Below are 25,008 nucleotides of genomic sequence, written 5' to 3' on the forward strand. Positions count from 1 at the left end.
CAGGTTTAACTTAGGGTGAATTAAAACGGAACAACGCTGAGATATCCCAGCGTTGAAACTGTATGCATAAACAGGAGTGTACCTAACTTTTTCCTGCTTTGCACCAACCTATTAAGTTGGCTTAGCGAGTTTTAATTACTAGGCGGTTACTCTGTTTAACTTCTTCCATAACCACGTATGTACGTGTGTCATTAACACCAGGAAGACGTAACAGTGTTTCACCAAGTAATTTACGGTAAGCGGACATATCAGGTACACGAGTTTTCAACAGATAGTCAAAATCACCAGAAACTAAATGACATTCTTGGATTTCTTCAAGTTTTTGAACAGCCATATTGAATTGTTCAAAAACATCTGGTGCACCACGATTTAATGTGATTTCCACGAATACTAATAATGATGCATCTAAGTAATGTGGGTTTAACAGTGCAGTATAACCAGAAATAAATCCTTGGCGTTCTAAACGACGTACACGCTCTAAACAAGGTGTTGGTGATAAACCTACACGTTTAGATAGCTCAACGTTCGAAATACGACCATCTTTTTGAAGCTCATTTAGAATATTCCGGTCTATTCTATCAAGATCTTTACCCGGACGTTTTTTATTATCAATCATCTCTATACTCTCTTTCTCTTTTTCTCTTACTTTATTTTCCTATACCCATACCTGTACACCTTCAGCATCACTGTCGAAACTTCGGTATCAAACGGTCAGAGCAAACTACCAATCTATTTTCTTTTAATACCAGATAAAAGTTCTATTTTATCCAAATACTCATTAGCAAATACCGCAAAATAACTATCCTATACCCTGCCTGTCTAAAAAATAATACGTATAACATCCGAGGATAATTATCTTTAACAATCATGTTTTCGCAAATGTACAGCGGATTGTCAAAGCAAATGAGTAAAAATCAGAACAAGGCGCTATGTTATTCTCTATATACGCAAGATAAACATCAATTGTAAAGCAAAATGTTTCAGGTTAATTCGATGATGTTAGCCCAATATAACTCTATAATTATTAAACTATATTAGTATTAACTATTGCTAAAATAGCTAAAATATTCTGTCTATTTCTCGTCATTGGCTTTTTTTAACGTCTTATTTCTCCTACAATCCCTCAATTCGCATCACGCCTAATCAGAGATGAGGTATACATGAGCACCATCAAACATAGCAAACTTATTATTTTAGGTTCTGGTCCTGCGGGTTATACCGCCGCCGTTTATGCTGCAAGAGCAAACTTAGAACCAGTACTGATTACGGGTGTTGAAAAAGGCGGTCAGCTGACTACGACAACAGAAGTCGAAAACTGGCCCGGTGACCCTGAGGGGCTAACAGGTCCTGGATTAATGGACCGCATGTTTCAGCACGCTGAAAAATTTAATACAGAGATTATCTCTGACCATATTAATAAAGTCGATCTGAAAAACCGTCCATTTCGCCTATTTGGTGATGAGCAAGAATATACTTGTGATGCATTAATTATCGCAACAGGTGCTTCTGCACGTTATATCGGTTTACCTTCAGAAGAATCTTTTAAAGGCCGAGGCGTTTCGGCTTGTGCAACATGTGACGGATTTTTCTATCGTAACCAAAAAGTGGCTGTTGTCGGTGGCGGAAATACCGCTGTGGAAGAAGCGCTTTATTTAGCAAATATCGCATCAGAAGTTCATCTGATCCACCGCCGTGATTCTTTCCGTTCTGAAAAGATCTTAATTAACCGCCTAATGGACAAAGTCAACAGTGGCAATATTATTTTGCATACTGATCGTACCTTAGATGAAGTTCTGGGCGATGATATGGGTGTCACAAAAGTTCGTTTAAAAGATACTAAGAGCGATAAAACCGAAGAGTTAGATGTTATGGGCGTCTTTATTGCGATTGGTCATAGCCCTAATACCGCTATTTTTGATGGTCAATTAGAATTAGACAATGGTTACATCAAAGTACAATCAGGGACGCAAGGTAATGCAACACAAACCTCTATCGAGGGTGTTTTTGCCGCAGGTGACGTCATGGATCACATTTATCGTCAAGCAATTACCTCCGCAGGTACAGGTTGTATGGCGGCTTTAGATGCAGAACGTTACTTAGACGCACTAAAATCCAACTAAAATCCTCACTTCCTTTCAAGGCGCTATTTCAGTAGCGCCTTTTACCATGTAACATACTAGCCTGGTTGCCAAAGCGTATAACTACTTACCTTGGCCTTTCTGATACTTTGTATCTCACCTGCAGATTTGAATCTTTTCTTATGGATAAAACTAAACAAAGTGAATTGGTTCGATGGCTGAAACAGCAAAGTGCTCCAGCCCGTCGATGGCTACGGCTATCAATGATCCTAGGTGTTGTAAGCGGTTTATTAATTATTGCACAAGCATGGTTATTAGCTGTTTTACTTCAAGCGTTTATCATGGACAGTATGAATCGTGATACGCATATACCTACCTTTCTCACCCTTATTGGTATTTTTATCTTGCGCGCTGTGGTGATGGCGATACGAGAGCGTGTGGGCTATCGCTGTGGTATGGCGGTCAGGCAACAAATACGTAAAATTGTTCTTGATAGACTTGAAGAACTAGGTCCTGTTTGGGTTAAAGGTAAACCCGCTGGGAGTTGGGCAACAATTATTCTAGAGCAAATAGAAGATATGCAAGATTACTATGCGCGTTATATTCCGCAGATGTATCTTTCTACTATTGTGCCGATTCTTATCCTTGTCACCCTCTTCCCTGTTAACTGGGCTGCTGGCTTGATCCTATTTTTCACTGCCCCACTAATCCCACTCTTTATGGCGTTAGTTGGATTAGGTGCAGCAGATGCTAACCGTAGAAACTTCCTCGCATTAGGTCGTTTAAGTGGTAACTTTCTTGATAGGTTAAGAGGATTAGATACATTACGGTTATTTAACCGTGGTCATGCAGAAGTTAAACAGATTACTGAAGCAACTGAGGACTTCCGCAAACGTACAATGGAAGTGCTCAGAATGGCATTCCTTTCATCAGGCGTATTGGAATTCTTTACTGCTGTTTCTATCGCTGTTGTGGCTGTTTACTTTGGTTTTTCTTACTTAGGTGAACTTAATTTCGGTAGTTATGGTTTAGGGGTCACACTTTTCTCAGGCTTCTTAGCGCTGATCTTAGCGCCTGAATTTTTCCAACCTTTGCGTGATTTAGGAACTTACTATCATGCCAAAGCACAAGCCATTGGCGCTGCTGAATCTCTGGTTGAATTCTTAAAAGCTGAAGGTGAAAAACCACAATTCACAGGTAATGAGCGCATCAATACAACAGAAGGTATTGAGATAACAGCTCATGAGCTAGAAATTCTATCTCATCAAGGTGTAAAACTCGCAGGTCCATTAAACTTTACCATTAATCCTAAGCAACGAATTGCGATTGTGGGTCTAAGTGGTGCAGGCAAAAGCTCGTTATTAAATGCGCTACTTGGCTTTTTACCTTATCGTGGCTCATTAAAAGTAAATGGTGTTGAATTGACGCAACTCTCGCCTGAAGCATGGCGTCAATGTTTAAGCTGGGTTGGTCAAAATCCGAATTTACCAGAACAAACCTTGCTAGATAATATTCGCTTAAGCAAACCTAATGCTAGCGATGAACAAATCAATCTTGCCATTGAAAAAGCCTATGTCAGCGATTTTATTAATGAGTTACCTGATGGCTTAAATACGATTATTGGCGATAGCGCTGCACGTCTTTCTGTTGGTCAAGCTCAGCGTATTGCTGTTGCTCGTGCTTTATTGTCACCTTGTCAATTTTTGTTATTAGATGAGCCTGCTGCAAGCCTAGATTCTCATAGTGAACAACGTGTTATGCATGCACTTAATAACGCCTCATTAAATCAAACGACCTTGCTTATTACTCATCTTCTCGAAGAGACATTAGGTTACGACCAAATTTGGGTGATGGAAAAAGGTCAAATTATTGAAACGGGCACTTATGCATCGTTAAGCCAGCAGAATGGTACTTTTGCTCGCCTTCTTGCTCATCGTAAAGAGGAACTTTAATCATGAGAGTATTGCTTCCTTTTCTTGCACTCTATCGCCGTCACTGGTTTATGTTATTGCTGGGAATTATACTTGCTATTCTAACTTTACTGGCGAGTATTGGCCTTTTAACACTATCAGGCTGGTTTTTAGCAGGGACATCTCTTGCCGGTTTTGCGGGTATTTATAGTTTTAACTATATGCTACCCGCAGCGGGTGTTCGAGGTGCGGCAATTTTTCGTACTGCGGGTCGTTATTTTGAAAGGCTTGTTAGCCATGACGCAACATTTCGCGTATTGTCGCACCTGCGTGTATTCACCTTTAAAAAGATCCTCCCTCTTTCACCAGGTGGAATTGCACGTTTTCGTCAAGGTGAGTTACTGAACCGCTTAGTTGCTGATGTTGAAACACTCGATCACCTTTATATTCGCGTTATTTCACCAATCATTGCCGCTTTTGTTGTCATTATGGCAATTATGTTTGGCCTTGGTTTAATCGATGCTCGTTTAGCTAATACGCTAGGTGGCATTATGCTTACCCTGCTGATTGTTTTGCCTTTCGTATTTTACTACGCAGGTAAACCTATTGGTCGTGATCTCACCGATTTACGAGGTCAATATCGCACAGTATTAACCAGCATGTTGCAAGGACAAGCCGAACTCACTGTTTTCGGCGCATTACCTCGCTTTAGACAAAATTTGGCGCAACTTGAAACTAAATGGTTACGTAGACAAGCACAACAAGCAAACTTAACTGGTTTATCGCAATCTTTAATGATCCTCGCATCAGGCCTAACAGCAACATTAATTCTATGGCTGGCGGCTGGCGGTATCGATAATAGTTTTATGCCTGAAGCGTTAATTGCCTTATTTACGTTCTGTGCATTGGCAGCATTTGAGTCATTAGCGCCTGTTACTGTCGCATTCCAACATTTAGGGCAAGTGATGACATCAGCAACACGTATTTCTCATTTAATTGAGCAAAAGCCTGATGTCACTTTTCCTGAAAAAGGAGGCGAAACAAATAATCGTGCCACACTGACAATGCATAATATTTGCTTTACTTATCCAAGCCAACCCATGCAAGTCATCAATCATGTTGATTTAACAATTGAGGCTGGACAACACATTGCCTTATTAGGAAAAACAGGTTGTGGTAAATCGACACTATTACAGTTGATCAATCGCGCATTTGATCCGACTCACGGCACTATCAGCTTAAATCATTTACCTATTGCTGATTATGATGAAGCAACATTACGTTCAATGATGTCAGTTGTCCCTCAACGGGTTCATGTTTTTAGCCACACATTAAGAGAAAATCTATTGATGGCGAAAGAGCAAGCAACAGATGAAGAACTTAAACATGTTCTTCAGCAAGTGGGACTTGGACAACTCCTTGAAAATGATGAAGGCTTAAATGCATGGATGGGTGATGGTGGCAGACAGCTCTCTGGTGGCGAGCAGCGACGTTTAGGACTTGCAAGAGCCCTACTCCACAATGCACCTCTTGTATTGCTTGATGAGCCAACAGAAGGCCTTGATGCTGATACAGAACAGCAGATCCTTGCGCTCTTACATCAACATTGCCAAGGTAAAGCCGTATTAATGATCACTCATCGACTTCACGGTTTAGATAAAATGGATAAAATTTGCGTTATGGATGGCGGAAAAATCGTTGAAACAGGCACTCATGCTTCGTTGTTACAACAACAGGGGCATTATGCTAAATTTCATCAAAGACAGGCTCTATTAACACCAACTCACGAGGCATAATATGCCGTTGTTTCAATTAGATGATAGTGATTTGGATTTTCCAGAACCTCATTTAGCGTTAAAAGAGCCTAATGGTTTGTTAGCGATAGGGGGAGAAATCTCCCTTTCACGATTACGTGTTGCATATCAATCGGGTATTTTTCCTTGGTATTTCCCTAATGAAGAACCATTATGGTGGTCACCCGACCCAAGAGCTGTTTTATTGGCAGGTGATTTGCATATTGGGCGCAGTTTACGTAAATTTATTCGGCACCAACCTTATAAAATTACGTTAAATCATGCCTTTGCTTCCGTTATTGAGGCATGTTCTGTACGTGAAGAAGGAACGTGGATAGGCTCTGATATAAAAGCGGGTTATGAAGCGCTCCATCAACAAGGTGAAGCTCATTCTGTTGAGGTTTGGGAAGGTGATGAGCTCGTTGGTGGCTTATATGGTGTAAACATAGGCGCCATTTTTTGTGGCGAATCTATGTTTAGCCGTAGAGATAACGCCTCTAAATGTGCCTTTATTGCTTTTTATAACCATTTTCTTCGTTATGGGGGTCAACTATTTGATTGTCAGGTGCTAAACTCTCATACTGCCTCGTTAGGTGCTACTGAGATTTCACGTGAACATTATTTAGTTGCGTTATCACGTTGGAAAAAAGTGATTATTGATAAAAAGTGTTGGTATCAGCAATCGTTGGAATTATAATCACTGCTTGTTTTTGTAAAGCCCTTCTTATTTAAGACAGAATCGAGAATGCCATTCTGTTATTTATGCAAAAAGGTTTATACAAAAATTTTATCTTACACACCCATTATGTGGTTAGGGTGCTGTTATTTTATTGCTACAAATACCACAAAATAAAGAATTACGACTTCTGTTATTACTTTTACTTTAGCAAAGTAAAACGCAAGTTGCGGTAAGGATGTTAAGTGCAATAGCAAGGCGAACACCATTGCTACTCAATAACATTCCTTTACATAGGACAATATTTTCGGCATTATCTTGCCGTTTAAAAAATATGGTTATTAAAACTTAGAGGATTAGATGGCCAAAGAAGACAACATTGAAATGCAAGGCACTGTACTGGATACTCTGCCAAACACGATGTTCCGCGTAGAATTAGAAAACGGACACGTCGTTACCGCTCATATCTCAGGAAAAATGCGTAAAAACTATATTCGTATCCTGACAGGCGACAAGGTTACCGTTGAGCTGACCCCATATGACCTGAGCAAAGGCCGTATCATCTTCCGTAGCCGTTGATCCCAATCTGTTCTCTCCCGCTATTGTCATATAACGGGTGAAAAAAAACACCACAGGCAAGGCATTTATTGATGCTCACCTGTGGTGTATGCTTTTATAGCTTAGTAAGATTAACCGCTATCCTTAGATAACGGTATCTTCCTTCTTGGCTAATTTCTCTTGGCTAACAAACTCATAATTCAATTTGCCTGCCAACTTATCAAGTGTGACAGAAACTGAACCACCATTAACAAGCGAACCAAATAAAATCTCGTTAGCTAATGGTTTTTTCAAGTTTTCTTGAATAACACGAGCCATTGGTCTTGCGCCCATCGCTTTGTCATAACCTTTATCACACAGCCATTGGCGTGCTTCTTGGCTAACTTCTAGCGATACCCCTTTATCATCTAACTGCACTTGTAATTCGACAATAAATTTATCCACAACCATCGAGATAATTTCTGGTGATAATGCATTAAACCAAATAATACTATCTAAACGGTTACGGAACTCTGGTGAGAAGGCTTTTTTGATTTCGGCCATTGCATCAGTGCTGTTATCTTGCTCTGTAAACCCAATCGATTTACGTTGCGTTTCACGCACCCCCGCATTAGTTGTCATGACTAATATAACATTACGAAAATCAGCTTTACGACCGTTGTTATCTGTTAATGTACCGTTATCCATTACCTGTAGCAGGATATTGAATACATCAGGATGTGCTTTCTCAATTTCATCAAGTAACACAACAGAATATGGATTTTTAATAACAGCGTCTGTTAATAACCCACCTTGGTCAAAACCAACATAACCAGGAGGAGCACCAATTAAACGACTCACTGTATGTCTTTCCATATACTCTGACATATCAAAGCGTAGTAGTTTCACATTCAACGCTTTGGCTAACTGTACAGTGACTTCTGTTTTACCTACCCCAGTAGGACCTGCAAATAAGAATGATCCGACGGGTTTATTATCTTGACTTAATCCGGCACGACTCATTTTAATCGCTTCAGACAAGGCTTGAATTGCTTGATCCTGACCGAATACCAACATTTTTAATTGGTTATCAAGATTTTTCAGTATTGATTTATCGCTGCTAGAAACTGTTTTTTCAGGGATACGTGCAATTTTAGCCACAACAGACTCAATATCTGAGACATTAATGGTTTTTTTACGTTTGCTTGGTGCAACTAAACGTGTTTTTGCGCCTGCTTCGTCGATAACATCAATCGCTTTATCAGGTAGATGTCTATCAGTAATGTATTTAACTGATAAGTCCACTGCAGCCTGAATAGCTTTATTCGTATAACGGACGTCATGGTGCGTTTCGTATTTCTGGCGCAATCCTTTGATGATCAAAACCGTCTCTTCTGGTGAGGGCTCAGTCACATCAATTTTTTGGAAACGACGCGCGAGCGCTCTGTCTTTTTCAAAGATATTGCTAAACTCTTGATAAGTTGTAGAGCCTATAACGCGAATTCGACCACCAGATAACAATGGCTTAATTAGGTTTGCCGCATCAACTTGTCCCCCTGATGCCGCTCCTGCACCAATGATGGTGTGGATCTCATCAATAAATAAGATGCTTTTTTCATCTTTTTCGAGGGTTTTCAATAACGCCTTAAACCGTTTTTCGAAATCACCACGATATTTTGTTCCAGCTAATAACGAACCAATATCGAGTGAGTAAATGGTGTAACCTTTCATCACATCAGGGACATCTTCTTGCTCAATACGCCATGCAAGCCCTTCTGCGATAGCTGTTTTACCGACACCCGATTCCCCCACTAATAATGGGTTATTTTTGCGACGACGGCATAATACTTGGATTGTTCGTTCTAATTCAGCTTGACGCCCAATTAGGGGATCAATTTTACCTTGGCGCGCTAACTGATTAAGGTTAGTGGTAAAATTATCCATATGATCGTCACCTTGAGGCATCTCTTGCTGAGATTGTGCGTTCATATCATTCATGTCAGAAAGATCTTCGTTTTGTTGATCTTCTTTTGAAATGCCATGAGAAATAAAGTTAACGACATCAAGGCGACTAACGTCGTGTTTACGTAATAAGTAAGCTGCGTGAGACTCTTGTTCACTAAAAATAGCCACCAGCACATTAGCACCAGAGACTTCATTTTTACCTGATGATTGAACATGAAAAACAGCGCGCTGTAATACACGCTGAAAACTCAGCGTTGGCTGTGTTTCTCTGTCCACATTTTCAGGCAGAATTGGGGTTGTTTTACGAATAAAGACTTCAAGCTCTTCGCGTAAGACTGCCAGATCGACTTTACAAGCTTCCAATGCTTCGCGTGCCGATTTATTACTTAATAGCGCCAACAACAGGTGCTCTACAGTCATAAATTCGTGTCTGTTATCACGGGCTTTCGCGAATGCAACATTAAGACTCAGCTCTAATTCGTGATTAAGCATAAGCACCTCCTCCTTAAAAGACTAACCGGATCATGCCTGTTCAAGAGTGCACAAAAGTGGGTATTCGTTTTCTCTCGCATACTGATTAACTTGAGCCACTTTTGTTTCGGCAATATCCGCACTATAAACCCCACAAACTCCTTTTCCTTTATGATGAACGTCCAACATAATTTGCGTTGCTTTTTCCTCGCTAAGGAAAAAATACATCGTAAGCACTTCTACAACAAAATCCATGGGGGTGTAATCATCATTATTCAAGATCACCTTATACATTGCTGGTGGCTCATTTTTCTGATGAACATCTTCCCTTAACGTTGTTTCTGTTAAAAAATCAAACTGACCCATTGTTTTGCATTACTCATAGTTTTGTTAAACGTCACTTTCAATTATGACATTTAGTTTACCATCTCACAGGAAAGTCTGCCTATCAACGCTTTTTTATTCCTTCTTTTTACATTCAAAAAATTACAAAGCGTTAGCTACATCAAAATTTCATCTACTCGAAACACTTTCTATCCCTTTCACCTCTTGACGATTGAAACAATAAAATAGAGTATGTTTTATGAACAGCTCAGTAAATATACTGAAAGTGATGTTAAACAAATAAATACAAGTATATGAGAGAAGCTAAGTATGGAGACAGGTACAGTAAAGTGGTTCAATAATGCTAAGGGTTTTGGTTTTATTACCCCAGCAAAAGGTGGCGATGATATTTTTGCCCACTATTCAACAATCAGAATGGAAGGTTACCGCACACTTAAAGCGGGGCAGAAAGTTAATTATAGCACGATAAAAGGACCTAAAGGTGATCATGCTGACCTTATCATTCCTATTATCGAATAGAAGATAATTTACAGTATAGATAAACCCAATAAAAATACCTTTTACTCACAATAGTTGGGTAGTGTTAATTAAACAGAATGCCTAATTCATTCAAATAAAAGCCTTTATATCTTTAAGGGCTTTTATCTTATGGTTTGAGTTATTCTCTCGCGAGGGCATCTATTGGATTCATTTTTGCTGCACTTCTTGCTGGTAAGAATCCAAAAATAACACCAATAGCAGTCGAACAAATAAAAGCACTCACTAATGCGATGGGCTGGAATACAAAATGCCAATCAGGCAACATCACACTTGCCACCATAGCAATACCAAATGAAAGACCTATTCCCAGTAACCCACCGACTAAACACACCAATACAGACTCTATAAGAAATTGTTGCATCACATCACTAGCTCTGGCACCAACCGCCATTCTAATACCAATTTCTCGCGTTCTTTCTGTCACTGAAACTAGCATAATATTCATGACACCAATTCCCCCCACGACTAATGAAATAACCGCGACTAAAGTGAGAAACAGTTGCATTGTTTGCGTGGTGCTTTCAGCAGCCTTAATAAAACTATCAAGGTTGTAAGTAAAAATATCTTTTTTACCGTGTCTGATCGTTAATAAACGGATAATTTGTTGTTCCGCAACACTGGCATCATAACCTTCCGTTGCTCTTACAGTAATACTATCAAGATAACTTTGATTTAAAATACGGCTATTTAATGTACTGTAAGGTATCCATACTTTGAGCGATTTACCATTGCCGAAAGCCGATTTTTTCTCAGCAATCACCCCAACAATCGTCGAGGGGATATTACGTATAATGATTTGCTCACCAATAACCTCTTTTTTGGTAGGAAAAAAACGCTGTCGCGTATTTTCATCAATAACGACAACTTGAGCTTGCCGCTGGATCATATCAGCTGTAAATGAACTGCCTTGTGAAAACTTCAAGGCATACACAGTAAAATAATCATCACTAACACCCGTCACAGATGCGGGCGAATCTTGGTTTCCACGGCGTAATCGCGTACTAAATTGCACTTGTGGTGTCACCGCTTGTACATAAGATTGTTGTTTTAAAGCGAAGACATCTTGTAATGTTAACGCTTGTCTATCTTCGGGTGAATCGCTCCCAAAATCTTTCCCCGGATAGATATCAATCGTATTAGAGCCAATCGCTTTTATATCTGCCAGCACCATGCTTTTAGCTGCATCACCAATCACAATAATAGTAACGACAGAAGCTATACCAATAATAATGCCAAGCATCGTTAGTAAAGTGCGTACTTTATTCACAACCATGGCGCGCCAAGCCATATCTAATGCTTGTGTAAAACGCCCAAATATTTGCTCTAAATAAGAAGAAGCTAAAACAGGGAGGGGCTCTTTTTTAACTTTATTTGCTGTTATTTGATGGTAATTATCATTAATAATCTTGCCATCTTTTATTTCTATAATTCGCTCAGCTTGTGCCGCAATTAAAGGATCATGGGTTACGATAATAACCGTATGCCCTTGTTCATTTAATTGCTTAAGAATAGACATTACCTCTTTACCAGACTGGCTATCCAATGCCCCTGTCGGCTCATCTGCAAGAATGACTTCACCACCATTCATTAATGCCCTAGCGATACTTACGCGCTGTTGCTGACCGCCTGAGAGTTGATTAGGTCGATAATCAATACGATCACCTAATCCTAAACGTATTAATAATTCGCGAGCTCTTTCTTTTCTTTGGGTGGCATTTTTATCTGCATAAATCGCAGGAATTTCGACATTCTGTTCTGCACTTAAATGTGACATTAAATGGTAACGTTGGAAGATAAAACCAAAATGCTCTCGGCGTAATGCCGCAAGTTGATCACCTTCCATTTTCGCAACACTTTGACCTGCGACTTTATACTCACCGCTACTTGGTTTATCTAAACAGCCTAAAATATTCATTAAAGTCGATTTACCAGAGCCAGAAGCGCCAATAATCGCCACCATTTCTCCAGCATTAATCGTTAATGAGACTTTATTGAGAACAACGGTTTCTTCTTCACCATTGGTGTATAAACGACTAACCTCATTGAGCTCTAATAATGCGGGCATCATGCTTCTCCTGAAGTTTCACCCAGAATAACCTCATCGTTTTCGTTCAATCCGCTGAGAACTTCTGCATAAACATCAGTACGCATACCTATTTTGACGGTGCGTCTTTCGGGTTTGCCATTAACGAATACATCAACATAATATTCATTGATGCCCGCATCATCACCTAATACAGAAAGGGGGACGAGAAGCACATTTTTCTTATTTTCAACAAGAATTTTAACTTGTGCCGTCATTTGTAAACGTAATAAATGCTGTTCATTAGGTACTTCAAAACGCGCATAATAAAAAACAGCCCCATTAATTTCTTCAGGTGTAGGCAGAATATCTTTCAACTCCCCGCTGAAGGCTTTATCCGGTGCACCCAAAACCGTAAAAGAAGCACTAAGTGCCGGCTTTAAATAAATAACATCCGCCTCTGATACTTCTGCTTTTACCAGCATCGTATCTAAATCGGCTAAAGTTAAGATAGTTGGTGCTTCTTGCGCCGCAATCACAGTTTGACCTTCAAGAGTCTTAATAAACGTTACAACACCATCCATAGGTGCAGTAATACGCGTATATTGCAGATTTGTTTTTGCACTATCTAAAGTCGCTTGGTTCTTTTTAATTTGCGCTTCATAAGTAATGATACGTGCTTTTTTTACTTCAACATCGGTTTTAGTACGATCAAGCTCTTCTTGTGAAATGACATGGGCTGCAATCAGCTTTAATTGTCGCTGATATGTCAATTGTGCCAAACGCAATTCAGCCTGTGCTTGTTGAAGGTTGGCTTTTAATTCATTGTTTGTTTCTTGAGATTCAGTGACATCATTTTGCGCTTTTTTAGGATCAATAATCGCCAATAAATCGCCTTTTTTAACAATATCCCCCTCTTTTACATATAAAGTTTGTAGCTGACCACTAACCTGCGCACCTACATCAACTTTACGCACCGCATCAAGCTTGCCTGTTGCGGTAACTTCTTTTGACAGATCACCGCGTGTGATCGTTTGAGTTTGATAAGTAGGTGTATTTTCTTTCGGCCAGAAAAAATACGCCGCAATTGCCACTATAATCAAAATAAGGGTGATCGCTTTCCCTTGCTTTTTTAAAGATAAAAAAGCCATAAAATATCCTTCTAATACAGTAAGACTAAATAAAAGCCGTGAGATTGAGTTGCAACTTAATGTCACAACTCAATATTAAGATCAGTAGATACGCAATAATTCACTTATTGGCGAACGTAATTAATTCGCCTTACCTCTTGCAAGCCATGCAACTCGAGAGAACATACTTTTCAATATGGAGGGGATGGCGTCTACGCCACGTTGAGCTGCATTGTTAGCCACCGTTAGTGCGAGATCTGGCTTGGATGAACGTTGAATCGCTTTAATGATCACGCGTCGAGTTGGCCATTTTTCATTATCTGGTACACCTGCAACATCATGATATACATTGCGAAAGCCTTCTTTATATAAGAAGTGTTCCATATCTAACGCAGGAAGCTTCGTTAATCTATCACGCTCTGCGTCATTGCTTTTCAACGCAAAATCCTTAACGGTAGCGGCATATTTCTTACCCGCTTCATCACCATCCACTAAGGTATGCCATTCTATACCCATATAAGTTGCGTACTTTAATAATGGCTTAAGTCCACACTGAGCAAACTCAATGACTTTTATTCCTTCCGCTTCAAAGAAATAATTACATTGCCTTGCCAATTCGTTCATTAACCAAATCTCTGTTTCACCTTCAACCAATAACCAACAACGCGCAAATAACGCAGAGGGTCGATTATAACGAATATGAAATGAGATACGGCGCTCCTCATCAGAATGTAGTTGCTGATCTCCAACACGGTAAGCCGCAACTTTGTCGGTATCACGTACTAAACGGCAAACGCTCTCTAAGGGAGCAAGTGATAATAACTCACCTGAGTTTGTCGTTGTGATCCGTTGCAATGAGAAAAGATTGAGTAATCCCCAAGCCACTGAAAGCATAATAGGATGTAAACGCGTTTCTGGGTTTTCAACAATCACGATAGGTCTTGCATAAGGATCAAGCGCGACACTGCCTCGAGACTGTAAGATAGAAGAGAACATTCCCAAGATGATTAATCGAATACTTCTCTGATTGGGTTTTGCCAACACTTTATTGATATTTTCTAAGGCATGCCAGCCACGTACATGGGGCTCATTGACTTTACGATGGCGAGAGCGAGATTTAAACAGCAATGAACCATGATCGGCAAAATAGTGCCCTAACAGTTGTTGCATCGCATCAAGCCCTTCACGTAAATCCTCATCGGATAACTCGTCAGGATTTTTGACTAACGCTTTGGTTAACTCGCTCATTTTATTATTAAACGCTTCGCGATGAGGATTATTATGAGAATCGATAACATCAGAAGCAAGATCACGGACAAAACGCGCATCTTGTAAGCGAAGAACAGGGTAAAGTCTCACTATCTCTGCAATGATTTCTTGAGTTTGTCCATTCGGTAAGCGAATTTGCTTTCCTTCTTTATCAAGAAAATAGCGGAATGTTTTCACATTCTTTTGTTCATCTAATTCCGCACTAATACGGTAATAGATATGTTTAAGCTCATCACCGTTTTCAACCCATACAGGCGCTATTTTATGGAAACGATAAGAGCGATGACGTCCGGGGCGAGATTCAGTAAACGTTAAAATAATTTGCAGGCTTTTTTTGCCATTTTCGTCAGGCTCATTTGGAAAACGATGGAAATCATCAGGTGTAAATGCATATTGATAGGTTTCAATACCCAAACTGAGTGTTAACGCATCAAGTAATGAGCTTTTACCCCACGCATTTTCACCCACTAAGACTGTATTCATATCAAGAGGTAATGAAAGACGATTAAGTCCACGGAATCCAACTATTTCCACTCTTTCTAAATACATAAATTCCCTCGTTAGTTGCGACTAAGCCATGGTTTTATTTTATTCTTTCTATCTTCACTTTATGCTTAATCAGCTAATAATTTCACTTAATGTATATTTTCATTAAATCACAGTTCAAGATAGCCGTAATAAAATTTACTCAACTATTCGATACATACCCATTTTGTTCGCTTTTCAATCAATTAAAGCCTCTTACCGTTAAACATGGTAGGCTCATTACCCTTAATAAATATTTTAGACTTATCTTAATTTCTGTCTCTACATCATCATAAGTAAATGTTATAATCCAATTCACGTTATTAGTTTATTTTATAATTTGAGCACACTCAGTAAGGAATAGAAATGCTATCAGGGTTATTGATTATCCTACTTCCGCTTTTTGTAGGATATTTGATTAAGTTAAACAATCGCCCATTACTTCATCTGGCAAACCGCCTACTTAGCGCGATGGTTTACGTTATCCTATTTCTAATGGGCGTTAGTTTAGCCATGCTAGATAATATTGGTGAAAACTTAGTCTCAATTCTTTCTTATGCCAGTGTTTTCTTTTTATGTACATTTGGCGCTAATTTACTGTTTTTATGGCTACTGGATAAAAAAGATCCTTGGCACGTCCCTGCCCATAAACAATCTAAGCCCCCTTCACGCATAAAAATGGTCCTTGAATCACTGCAATTATGTGGTGTCGTTGTGGTGGGCTTCTTTGTTGGTTTAACTGGTTGGTCAATTTTCCATTATGCTTCTCATGCCAGCCAAGGTGCGCTTATCTTCTTACTTTGGTTAGTCGGATTACAATTACGTAATAGCGGAATGAGCCCAAAGCAAATTCTCATCAACCGTCGTGGCACAACCGTTGCCGTCGTTATGGGCGTTAGCGCACTTGCTGGTGGCGCGTTAGCAGCTTACTTACTGGGATTACCGATGAAAATGGGATTAGCGATTGCATCCGGTTATGGTTGGTATTCATTATCGGGTATTGTGCTCACCGATGCATTTGGTCCCGTTATTGGTAGTACTGCATTTTTCAATGACTTAATGCGTGAATTAGCGGCAATCATGCTTATTCCTATCATTGTTAATCGTTATAGAAATACAGCATTAGGTATTTGTGGTTCAACATCCATGGACTTTACCTTACCTGTTTTGCAAAGAAGTGGCGGCGTTGCCATCGTGCCTGCGGCTATTGTGCATGGCTTTGTTTTAAGTTTAATCACACCAATCTTGATGGCATTCTTTACTTCATAGAAAAATCAGTAACAATAGAACGATAACGTTCTCTTTTTACAATGGATTAACAATGAATCAACAGCGTGTATTAGTACTTGGTGCAAGTGGACATATTGGTCAAAATCTTATTCCAGCTTTGATAAAACAAGGTCATCAGGTCACTGCCGGTGCCCGTAGAGTTGACTGGATGATGTCTCAAGGTTGGAAAAATACACGTTGTATCTTTGTCGATTTACATGATCCAGAAACCTTAAACAAAGTCATGCACGATACAGATATCGTTTATTACCTTGTTCATAGTATGGGTGATGCACATAATTTAGTTGAGCAAGAGCGCAAAGCGGCAATTAACGTTGTAGAAGCATTAGAAGGCACCGATGTTAAACAAATTATCTTTTTAAGTGCTTTACAACATGAAGATCAACAATATTCACCTCATCTTATTGCCCGTAAACTTACAGGTGAAGTGTTAAGAACCAGCACGATCCCCGTGACTGAAATCCGTACCTCAATGATTGTAGGACCCGGTTCTGCCGCCTTTGAGATTATGCGTGATATGGTTTATAACCTTCCTATTCTTACACCACCACGTTGGGTTCGTTCTAAATCCTCTCCAATTGCGCTCAAAAATTTAATTCATTATTTAACGGAAATTATTCATCATCCTACCCATCAACATCGTATTTTTGATGCAGGAGGTCCTGAATATATTAGCTATCAAACCCTTTTTGAGCGCTTTATTAAAATCTCAGGTAAAAAACGCGTGTTGATCCCGCTCCCTATGCCTGGCAGTCTGATTTCTGCTGGTTTTATCAGTATGATAACGTCCGTGCCAACCTCTATTGCCAAAGAGCTGATCCAAGGACTTAAATACGACCTCCCTGCCAACGATGAGCCATTACGCAAACTGATCCCCCAATCCCTCATTAAATTTGATGATGCAGTAAAAGAAACACTTGCTGATGAAGAGGCGGCTTTAGACAACCAAGATTGGGGTTACTCCCCTGCTGTTCGTAGTCGCTGGAAACCTGGTTATGGTTATTACCCTAAAAATGCAGGTTGCACAGTATCCACCCCCGCAAGCGCAGCATCTCTTTGGCATACGGTGCAACAAATCGGCGGAGAACAAGGCTATTTTTATGGTAATGCGCTATGGAAAACACGCGCCATTATGGATGATATTGCTGGAAATAAAGTCACTTACGGACGCCCTTCTAGAGAAACCTTAGCACTTGGCGATATGATTGATGGTTGGCGAGTGATCAAACTTGAGCCTGAAAAACAGCTTACACTGTTATTTGGAATGAAAGCGCCCGGTTTAGGTAGACTCTCTTTCACGATCCACGACAGTGGTAATCTTCGTTCAATAGATGTTCGTGCTTGGTGGCACCCAGCAGGATTTAGCGGATTACTTTATTGGTTTGCTATGATGCCCGCACACTTATTTATTTTCAAAGGTATGGCTAAAACAATAAGTACTAACGCTTACAAACTGGATAAAAATTCACCTAACAATGAAATAAAATAGCCGAATTACCCATTTTTACGTAAAAAAACCACTTTATTATGCAGTTTTAGTTGCATAATTATTCTTACCGTTTTATTATTTGAACCAGTTAATGACTATTCAGAAAAAACGCATGAGTATTCAATTAAAAAACATAAATTGTTTCTACGGTTCGCACCAAGCACTCTATGATATTAATCTGGAATGCTCTGCTGGTGAAACAATGGTTCTACTAGGACCTAGTGGTGCAGGTAAGAGCTCACTAATGAGAGTTCTTAATTTATTAGAAATGCCACGTTCAGGCGAATTAGAAATTGCAGGTCTACACTTTGACTTTAGCCAACAGCCTAACGCAAAAGCAATTCGTTTATTACGCCAAAATGTGGGCATGGTATTTCAACAATACAATTTATGGCCACATTTAACGGTTCTTGATAACTTAATTGAAGCACCTTGTCGTGTATTAGGTTTATCAAAACCTCAAGCCAAAGAAAAAGCAATGAAACTACTTGAGCGTTTACGTTTAAGTGATTATGCAGGACGTTTTCCTCTACATTTATCTGGAGGACAGCAACAACGTGTTGCTATTGCAAGAGCATTAATGATGGAGCCTCAAGTTCTCTTATTTGATGAACCTACGGCAGCATTAGATCCTGAAATTACAGCTCAAGTTGTTGATATCATTAAAGAGCTTTCTGAAACGGGTATTACACAAGTTATTGTGACCCACGAAGTTGAAATTGCACGCAAAGCCGCGAGCAAAGTTGTATATATGGAAAACGGCCGTATTATAGAGCAAGGTGATAACTATCGTTTCACTGCTCCACAAACGGAAGCTTTTGCTAATTACTTGTCACACTAAATCAGGATCAGACAATGAAAAAAATATTATTTGCAGCACTTCTGACCAGTATTACACTTTCTGCAACTGCGGCTGAGAAAGAGACAATTCGTTTTGCAACTGAAGCAACGTATCCTCCATTTGAAATGATTGATGCGAATAATCAAATTGTGGGATTTGATGTTGATTTAGCCAATGCAATGTGTGCAAAAATTAATGCTGATTGCACTTTTACCAATCAGTCATTTGATAGTTTAATTCCTAGTCTGAAATTCCGTCGTTTTGAAGCATTAATGGCGGGTATCGATATTACGCCAGAGCGTCAAAAGCAAGTTGATTTCACTGATTCTTACTATGATAACTCTGCTGTATTTATTACAGTAACAGGTAAAATCTCTGATGTAGCAAGCTTAAAAGGCAAGCAAATTGGTGTGCAGAATGGAACAACCCATCAAAAATTCATCAATGAACAGCACAAAGAGATGAAAACAGTTCCTTATGACAGTTATCAAAATGCAGTTTTAGATCTTAAAAATGGTCGTATCGAAGCTATCTTTGGTGACACAGCGGTTGTTAATGAATGGCTGAAAAAGAATCCTGAATTAGGTATTGTAGGCGATAAAGTTGCAGATCCTAACTACTTTGGTACAGGTCTTGCGATCGCAGTAAGAAAAGGTAATGCTGATTTACAAGATAAATTAAACAAAGCATTAGCTGAAGTAAAAGCTGATGGCACCTATGATGTCATTTATAAAAAATGGTTTGAATAACAATAATAGCTTAATAAATGAATGAAATAACAACTCTAGCAGGTGCGGCCGTCACAACGGTCTCACTTGCTATTTCTGCTCTTATCATCGGATTAGTTCTAGCCATGCTGTTTACAGCTTGGGAATCCGCGAGATGGAAAGCCTTTGCTTTCTTAGGAACATGCTGGGTAACACTAATTAGAGGACTACCAGAAATGCTGGTCGTTCTTTTTGTCTATTATGGCACCTTACAAGGCGTCATGATGTTAATGGATGGGATTGATCTTGGTGCGTTCACCTTACAAATTGATTTTGGTGATACTGAATCATTGCCTTTCTATTGCGGTGTTATCGCTCTTTCACTTCTTTATGCTTCTTATGCTTCACAAACTTTACGTGGTGCGTTAAAAGCAGTGCCTACAGGACAATGGGAAGCCGGCCAAGCATTAGGTATGGGCCGTATTACTATTTTCTTCCGCTTTATCATGCCTCAAATGTGGCGTCACGCGTTACCGGGTTTAGGTAATCAGTGGTTAGTGCTATTAAAAGATACGGCTTTAGTCTCATTAATCAGCGTTAATGATTTAATGTTACAAACACAAAGTATCGCTAACCGAACTCAAGAACCTTTTACTTGGTATAGCATTGTGGCATTGATTTATTTGGCTATTACATTGGTCAGTCAATATATCCTGAAATGGTTAGAAATGAGAACGACCCGATTTGAACGGAGTGCCTCATAATGTGGGATTATATTGTTGATATTTTACCGGGATTACCAACAAGCCTTTCATTAACTTTTGTGGCTTTATTGGTAGCATTTACTTTATCGGTATTAATGACCTTTATCTTGGCACTAAAAACACCGGTTATTAGCCAAATAGTAAAAGCCTATATTACCTTATTTACTGGCACACCTTTATTAGTACAGTTCTTCTTAATCTATTATGGCCCAGGGCAATTTCCTGCGTTGCAAAACTATCCTGCAATATGGGAGTTACTATCAACACCATGGTTTTGTGCAATGGTGACATTAGCATTAAATAGTGCGGCTTATTCAACCTTACTTTTCTATGGTGCGGTAAGAGCTATTCCGTCAGGGCAATGGCAATCTTGCCAAGCGTTAGGCATGTCCCCCGTACAGACTGCAAGAGTCATATTGCCTTACGCATTTAAGCGTGCGCTTTCATCCTATTCAAACGAAGTGGTCTTAATATTCAAAAGTACCTCACTTGCTAGTACTATCACCTTACTTGAGTTAACAGGTTATAGCCGACAAGTCTTTGGTCAAAGTTATGATGTCATGGTTTTTGTTGCAGCAGGTATTATTTATCTGTGTATCAATGGAATATTGACACTCTTAATGAGATTGATTGAGAAAAAAGCCTTAGAGTTTGAACATCGTAATTAAAAACGCGTAAGCCGAACTGTCAAAATAAAAACACCCCAGAGTTTTCATTCTAGGGTGTTTTTTTATGTCTGAATAAACAACAAATACGTGTTCTATTCTTGAGTCGTCTGTTTTTCTATTAACGCTTCTTTGTGGCTGACTCGATAAGCATTCAACGCTAATAAACTGCCAAGTAACATCACAATCGCTAACGCTAATTTAGGTTGTACTGGTGAAGCCAATGCTGTTAGACCAAAAGCTGCGCCGCCTGCCATTTGGATAAAGCCGACTAATGCAGAAGCGATACCTGCCGTTTGTGAATAAGGCTCAAGTGCATAACTTGTCGCGGGTCCCATAATAAAAGCCAGACCAGCACAAGCACTTGCTACAGGAAGCATGTAAATCAACCAATGATCCTGCATCTCGGTAGGAATAAGTAACAAGCTTCCTAACAAGCCCACACAGCCTAATCCCATTAATCCGCTCCCTAAGATCAAACAAATAGGTCTGCCGACACGATGAATAATACGATTCGCATAAAAACTGACAAACATGATCCAAAAGCCATTTACACCAAAAACAATAGAAAAAAGCAGTGCGGATAATTTTGCATCATTCATCAATACAATTGGGGCAAATGACACATAGGTTAATGCCATTCCCATTGTGCCTGCATTCACTAAAGCAAAAGTCAAAAAACGTTTACTGCATAAAATCTCAAGGTATGTTTTACCTAATTTTTGTTTTGATTGAGCGGTATTTTCCGGCTTTGTTTCTGGTAAAAAGCGGGTGATCAAAATCAATACAAACACTGAATAGAAAATTAAGAACCCGAAAGGTGCACGCCATCCCCAATATTCTGCCAATAATCCACCGAGTAACGGTGCCAGCGCAGGAATAATATTTAACGTACCATTTAAAAAACCAAAAACACGGGCAGCTTCATTACCATTAAAACAGTCACGAACACAGGTAAAAGCCACAACGGAAGTACAGCACACGGCTGATGCTTGTAATAATCGCGAAATAATAAAAAGCGTTGGATCTGTAGAGATCGTTGCAATAACAGAACCTACAATATAGATAAGTATCCCAGCAATAGCGATAGGTTTACGACCAAATTTATCCACTAAAGGCCCTGATATCAGTTGCCCTACACCTAAGATCAAAATAAACAAAGCGATAGTTGATTGAATAAGAGATACACTACTTCCTAAATCTTGAGCAATCGCAGGTATTGTCGGTAAATAGAGATCGATCCCCAAAGGTCCCAATAACACCATCACTAATAACAACGCTTTTAAATTCTGCATAAAATAGAATGCCTATCTAATAAAAAAGAAAACGCCCGATGTTATCCACCGAGCGTTAAATACTTATTTATACTAACACTCAATCACTATTTTGTAATAAATATCTTAGCTATCCTGTAATACCAATAACGTAAGAACTTCATAGTGAGAAGTATGAGGAAACATATCAAACAATTGCACTCTATCTATCTGATAATGTGAAAGTTGCTGAATATCTTTTGCCATGGTTTGAGCATTACAACTTGAGTAAAGAATAAAGCGAGGTTTCATTTTATTTAGATAACCGCACAATACCTCACCAATACCTCTTCTTGGTGGATTAACAAGCACTAATTCAGGAACGGCGCCTTTAGTTAATGCATAACCTGTTGAATCAAATGCTTGGAATTCAACATGTGCTAATCCTAATTCCTGAGCGGATAAACGTGCACATTCAATCGCTTCTGGGCTAATTTCAATGCCTGTTAATTGGGTTGATTTATCTGCACAATGCAACCCAAACCCCCCTGTTCCACAAAACATATCCCACAGATGCGTGATATTTAATTCTCTTACCCAGTGACCTGCCGTGGCATAAAGTGATGACGCCACGACTGGATTAGTTTGAAAAAAACCCCGTGGGCGAATATGCAATGGAATTTGGTTAAATGATTCATCCAAAAACGTTTTTTCTGTCAGGATAATTTCTTGCTCGCCTTCCAAAATAGCCATATGTACAGGTTGAATATTCATAGAGATAACGGTCAATTGAGGCAATTGCTCTTGTAACCAAGGAAGTGCTTTGCGAAGTTGTTCTCGTTTTTTTTCTGACCGCAAAACAAAGCGCAACATCATAGTGCCATTACTTCGACTCTCAGTTAATAAAATAAATTTGAGTTCGCCACGGCGACGCTCGATGTCGTAAGGTACTAACCCGGCTTTTGCAATAAATGTTTTTAAAACAGAAAACACGGGTGCAAAAGAAGCTGGGTACAGTGGGCATTCGCATAAATCGACAGCAACTCCCTCTTTAGTTTTTAAGCCTAAGACGGGTCTTTCAACACTTCCGCTAACGACCATTTTGGCTTTATTACGAAACTGCGCCTGAGGGCTTTCGACAGGTGCTAATTTATCAAAAGCATAATCATCAGGAAGTAATGCGAATAGGCTGTGTTGTTTTTTCTTGATTTGTTCAGGATAAGCAAGAGAAAGCCATTCACAAGAATGACATTCACCCGCACTAAATCGTGCGCATTGCATAAGATTTTAAGACCGTTATGGAGATTAATATTAATGTACAGTATAGGAGGAGTCAGTTGATGTGCTATTTATCTCAACATCTTCTTCTTCATCTTCTTCGTTTTCACTTTCTTGCTTTTCGCCATACAAGAAACCGTTATTAAAAATTTCACTGACGACTTCGGCAGATTGTTCTTCTGCTTTTTGTAAGAACAGGTCAAATTGATTGAGCGAGATACCTGCTGCAACTGGGAATGATTGGCAGAAAACTAATTTTGGTAAGTTCTCATCACTAATTTCTAGAAATGTTTTAATAAATAAAGAGCTTGCATTAATTTGGCTTAGATTTGCCATTAATGGCACTATTGCTGACGGTTTTAACTCAGCGATAGCGGTAAATACAAGTACATCCTCAAGAATATCAATTTTGGCATCAAAAATGCCACTGATATATTGAAGATGTGGTAAATGTAACGCCTGACAAGAGTCACATTCATAATAAGCAATCTGTAGTTCATCAAGCCAAGACTTTAGCTGATCCAGATCGGTAGTCACAACAGCGTTCATTCAAATAACCTTTACGCGCAAAAAAAAGAGTGCCTTTTGGCATTGTCGCTATTTTGCCACTATTTCTATCTTGAAGGCACTAATAAATAGAAAAACTAAGAAAATTAAGCCAATTTATACATTAGATTTTCTTAGTTTCTAATCTATTTTTGAGGAAAAACAAATAGCTATTCTTCGTTATTCTCTTTTGTCTTTTTACTCTTTGCGACTTTATGATCAATCCCTAAAAACGTTAATCGATAAATAGCACGCCATACTATATGAATAGCTGGCGGGATCATGCAGATAACCCCTAAAACAACTAACGTTAATTGTCCTGTATATGTCCCTAGCCACTGCGGAGAGGTCATATATTGGTTGATATAAAGATAAGCAACCACTAATAGAATAATCCCAATAATCTCAATGATAATAATGGGTTTTGGCATATCTGACAGTGATTTCATCTCTCGATTTGAAGGCTTTTCCATCATTTCTCCGCTAAATGCAGTGTTGCAGTCCTATCTCATTATTCGGCAAATTGGTATAATTTATTACACTAAAAGGCAATAACTGTTTTTGTTTAGCCTAATAAAAGGGCATAGTAACAACCAATAGAAACTATTATGCCTGAATTTTATTTCCTCAATAAGGAGTGTCGTATGTTTGTTGTCATTTTTGGTCGCCCAGGTTGCCCATATTGTGTTCGTGCAAAACAACTGGCTGAAACTTTGTCTGAAAAACGTGACGATTTCGATTTCCGCTATGTAGATATTCAAGCTGAAGGAATTACAAAAGCTGATTTATCTAAAACTGTCGGTAAACCTGTTGAAACTGTGCCACAAATTTTTATTGATGAGAAACACATTGGTGGTTGCACAGATTTTGAAGCTTATGCTAAAGAAAATTTAGGCATCTACAACTAATTCAA

At 39.2% G+C, this 25,008-nt stretch carries 23 protein-coding genes; 13 read left to right on the forward strand and 10 right to left on the reverse strand.

Going from position 1 to position 25,008, the window contains the following annotated elements; all coding sequences use genetic code 11:
• Positions 1–121 precede the first annotated feature (121 nt).
• Positions 122–616 carry a leucine-responsive transcriptional regulator Lrp gene (lrp, locus tag DK865_RS04525; RefSeq protein WP_004244566.1) on the reverse strand — a complete coding sequence of 165 codons (495 nt, stop codon included), beginning with the start codon at positions 614–616 and terminating at the stop codon, positions 122–124.
• A gap of 544 nt (positions 617–1,160) precedes the next feature.
• On the opposite strand from lrp, the gene trxB reads away from it, so the two are divergent.
• The 5 genes from trxB to infA all read left to right on the forward strand — a co-directional run bounded on the left by trxB (position 1,161) and on the right by infA (position 7,036).
• A complete protein-coding gene (gene trxB, locus DK865_RS04530; RefSeq protein WP_023581304.1) occupies positions 1,161–2,120 on the forward strand; it encodes a thioredoxin-disulfide reductase in 960 nt (319 codons plus the stop codon).
• 140 nt (positions 2,121–2,260) lie between these two features.
• On the forward strand, positions 2,261–4,030 hold the full coding sequence (gene cydD / locus DK865_RS04535) for a heme ABC transporter permease/ATP-binding protein CydD (protein WP_109391335.1): 1,770 nt from the start codon (positions 2,261–2,263) through the stop codon (positions 4,028–4,030).
• 2 nt (positions 4,031–4,032) lie between these two features.
• Entirely contained in the window at positions 4,033–5,784 is a 1,752-nt protein-coding gene (gene cydC / locus DK865_RS04540; protein ID WP_109391336.1) for a heme ABC transporter ATP-binding protein/permease CydC, read from the forward strand.
• A gap of 1 nt (position 5,785) precedes the next feature.
• Positions 5,786–6,478, forward strand: a complete 693-nt coding sequence (gene aat / locus DK865_RS04545) for a leucyl/phenylalanyl-tRNA--protein transferase (protein WP_109391337.1) — start codon at positions 5,786–5,788, stop codon at positions 6,476–6,478.
• 339 nt (positions 6,479–6,817) lie between these two features.
• A complete protein-coding gene (infA, locus tag DK865_RS04550) occupies positions 6,818–7,036 on the forward strand; it encodes a translation initiation factor IF-1 (protein WP_004244560.1) in 219 nt (72 codons plus the stop codon).
• A gap of 123 nt (positions 7,037–7,159) precedes the next feature.
• Here infA and clpA read toward each other — a convergent pair whose 3' ends face one another.
• Positions 7,160–9,451 (reverse strand): ATP-dependent Clp protease ATP-binding subunit ClpA, encoded by a 2,292-nt coding sequence (gene clpA, locus DK865_RS04555; protein WP_109391338.1) that lies wholly within the window; start codon positions 9,449–9,451, stop codon positions 7,160–7,162.
• Between the two features lie 30 nt (positions 9,452–9,481).
• Positions 9,482–9,796, reverse strand: a complete 315-nt coding sequence (clpS, locus tag DK865_RS04560) for an ATP-dependent Clp protease adapter ClpS (RefSeq protein WP_023581299.1) — start codon at positions 9,794–9,796, stop codon at positions 9,482–9,484.
• A 288-nt stretch (positions 9,797–10,084) separates the two neighbouring features.
• Here clpS and cspD point away from each other — a divergent pair, with 288 nt between their 5' ends.
• On the forward strand, positions 10,085–10,294 hold the full coding sequence (cspD, locus tag DK865_RS04565) for a cold shock domain-containing protein CspD (RefSeq protein ID WP_023581298.1): 210 nt from the start codon (positions 10,085–10,087) through the stop codon (positions 10,292–10,294).
• Positions 10,295–10,433: 139 nt separating this feature from the next.
• Here cspD and macB read toward each other — a convergent pair whose 3' ends face one another.
• The 3 genes from macB to DK865_RS04580 all read right to left on the reverse strand — a co-directional run bounded on the left by macB (position 10,434) and on the right by DK865_RS04580 (position 15,286).
• Positions 10,434–12,380 carry a macrolide ABC transporter ATP-binding protein/permease MacB gene (gene macB, locus DK865_RS04570; protein ID WP_109391339.1) on the reverse strand — a complete coding sequence of 649 codons (1,947 nt, stop codon included), beginning with the start codon at positions 12,378–12,380 and terminating at the stop codon, positions 10,434–10,436.
• Entirely contained in the window at positions 12,380–13,489 is a 1,110-nt protein-coding gene (gene macA, locus DK865_RS04575; protein WP_109391340.1) for a macrolide transporter subunit MacA, read from the reverse strand. Before macA ends, macB begins: the two co-directional genes overlap by 1 nt.
• A gap of 120 nt (positions 13,490–13,609) precedes the next feature.
• Positions 13,610–15,286 (reverse strand): ATP-dependent nuclease, encoded by a 1,677-nt coding sequence (locus DK865_RS04580; protein WP_023581295.1) that lies wholly within the window; start codon positions 15,284–15,286, stop codon positions 13,610–13,612.
• 342 nt (positions 15,287–15,628) lie between these two features.
• Between DK865_RS04580 and DK865_RS04585 the strand changes: the two genes are divergently transcribed.
• From DK865_RS04585 to artM, 6 genes are all read left to right on the forward strand, one after another.
• A complete protein-coding gene (locus DK865_RS04585; protein WP_023581294.1) occupies positions 15,629–16,531 on the forward strand; it encodes a lysine exporter LysO family protein in 903 nt (300 codons plus the stop codon).
• Positions 16,532–16,583: 52 nt separating this feature from the next.
• Positions 16,584–18,041, forward strand: a complete 1,458-nt coding sequence (locus DK865_RS04590) for a DUF2867 domain-containing protein (protein WP_109391341.1) — start codon at positions 16,584–16,586, stop codon at positions 18,039–18,041.
• A gap of 112 nt (positions 18,042–18,153) precedes the next feature.
• On the forward strand, positions 18,154–18,882 hold the full coding sequence (gene artP / locus DK865_RS04595) for an arginine ABC transporter ATP-binding protein ArtP (RefSeq protein ID WP_006537475.1): 729 nt from the start codon (positions 18,154–18,156) through the stop codon (positions 18,880–18,882).
• Positions 18,883–18,896: 14 nt separating this feature from the next.
• Entirely contained in the window at positions 18,897–19,631 is a 735-nt protein-coding gene (gene artJ / locus DK865_RS04600) for an arginine ABC transporter substrate-binding protein (RefSeq protein ID WP_023581291.1), read from the forward strand.
• 17 nt (positions 19,632–19,648) lie between these two features.
• Entirely contained in the window at positions 19,649–20,353 is a 705-nt protein-coding gene (artQ, locus tag DK865_RS04605; RefSeq protein ID WP_023581290.1) for an arginine ABC transporter permease ArtQ, read from the forward strand.
• A complete protein-coding gene (gene artM, locus DK865_RS04610) occupies positions 20,353–21,021 on the forward strand; it encodes an arginine ABC transporter permease ArtM (RefSeq protein ID WP_109391342.1) in 669 nt (222 codons plus the stop codon). Before artQ ends, artM begins: the two co-directional genes overlap by 1 nt.
• Before the next feature lie 92 nt (positions 21,022–21,113).
• Here artM and DK865_RS04615 read toward each other — a convergent pair whose 3' ends face one another.
• From DK865_RS04615 to DK865_RS04630, 4 genes are all read right to left on the reverse strand, one after another.
• Positions 21,114–22,313 carry a multidrug effflux MFS transporter gene (locus DK865_RS04615; protein ID WP_109391343.1) on the reverse strand — a complete coding sequence of 400 codons (1,200 nt, stop codon included), beginning with the start codon at positions 22,311–22,313 and terminating at the stop codon, positions 21,114–21,116.
• Between the two features lie 105 nt (positions 22,314–22,418).
• On the reverse strand, positions 22,419–23,552 hold the full coding sequence (gene rlmC, locus DK865_RS04620; protein ID WP_023581287.1) for a 23S rRNA (uracil(747)-C(5))-methyltransferase RlmC: 1,134 nt from the start codon (positions 23,550–23,552) through the stop codon (positions 22,419–22,421).
• 30 nt (positions 23,553–23,582) lie between these two features.
• Positions 23,583–24,098 (reverse strand): type III secretion system chaperone family protein, encoded by a 516-nt coding sequence (locus DK865_RS04625; protein WP_023581286.1) that lies wholly within the window; start codon positions 24,096–24,098, stop codon positions 23,583–23,585.
• Between the two features lie 167 nt (positions 24,099–24,265).
• Positions 24,266–24,568 carry a YbjC family protein gene (locus DK865_RS04630; protein WP_023581285.1) on the reverse strand — a complete coding sequence of 101 codons (303 nt, stop codon included), beginning with the start codon at positions 24,566–24,568 and terminating at the stop codon, positions 24,266–24,268.
• Between the two features lie 171 nt (positions 24,569–24,739).
• On the opposite strand from DK865_RS04630, the gene DK865_RS04635 reads away from it, so the two are divergent.
• A complete protein-coding gene (locus DK865_RS04635; protein ID WP_036912158.1) occupies positions 24,740–25,003 on the forward strand; it encodes a GrxA family glutaredoxin in 264 nt (87 codons plus the stop codon).
• The last annotated feature ends 5 nt before the right edge of the window (positions 25,004–25,008 follow it).

Origin of the sequence: Proteus cibi, assembly GCF_003144405.1 — a bacterium.
GTDB lineage: Bacteria > Pseudomonadota > Gammaproteobacteria > Enterobacterales > Enterobacteriaceae > Proteus > Proteus cibi.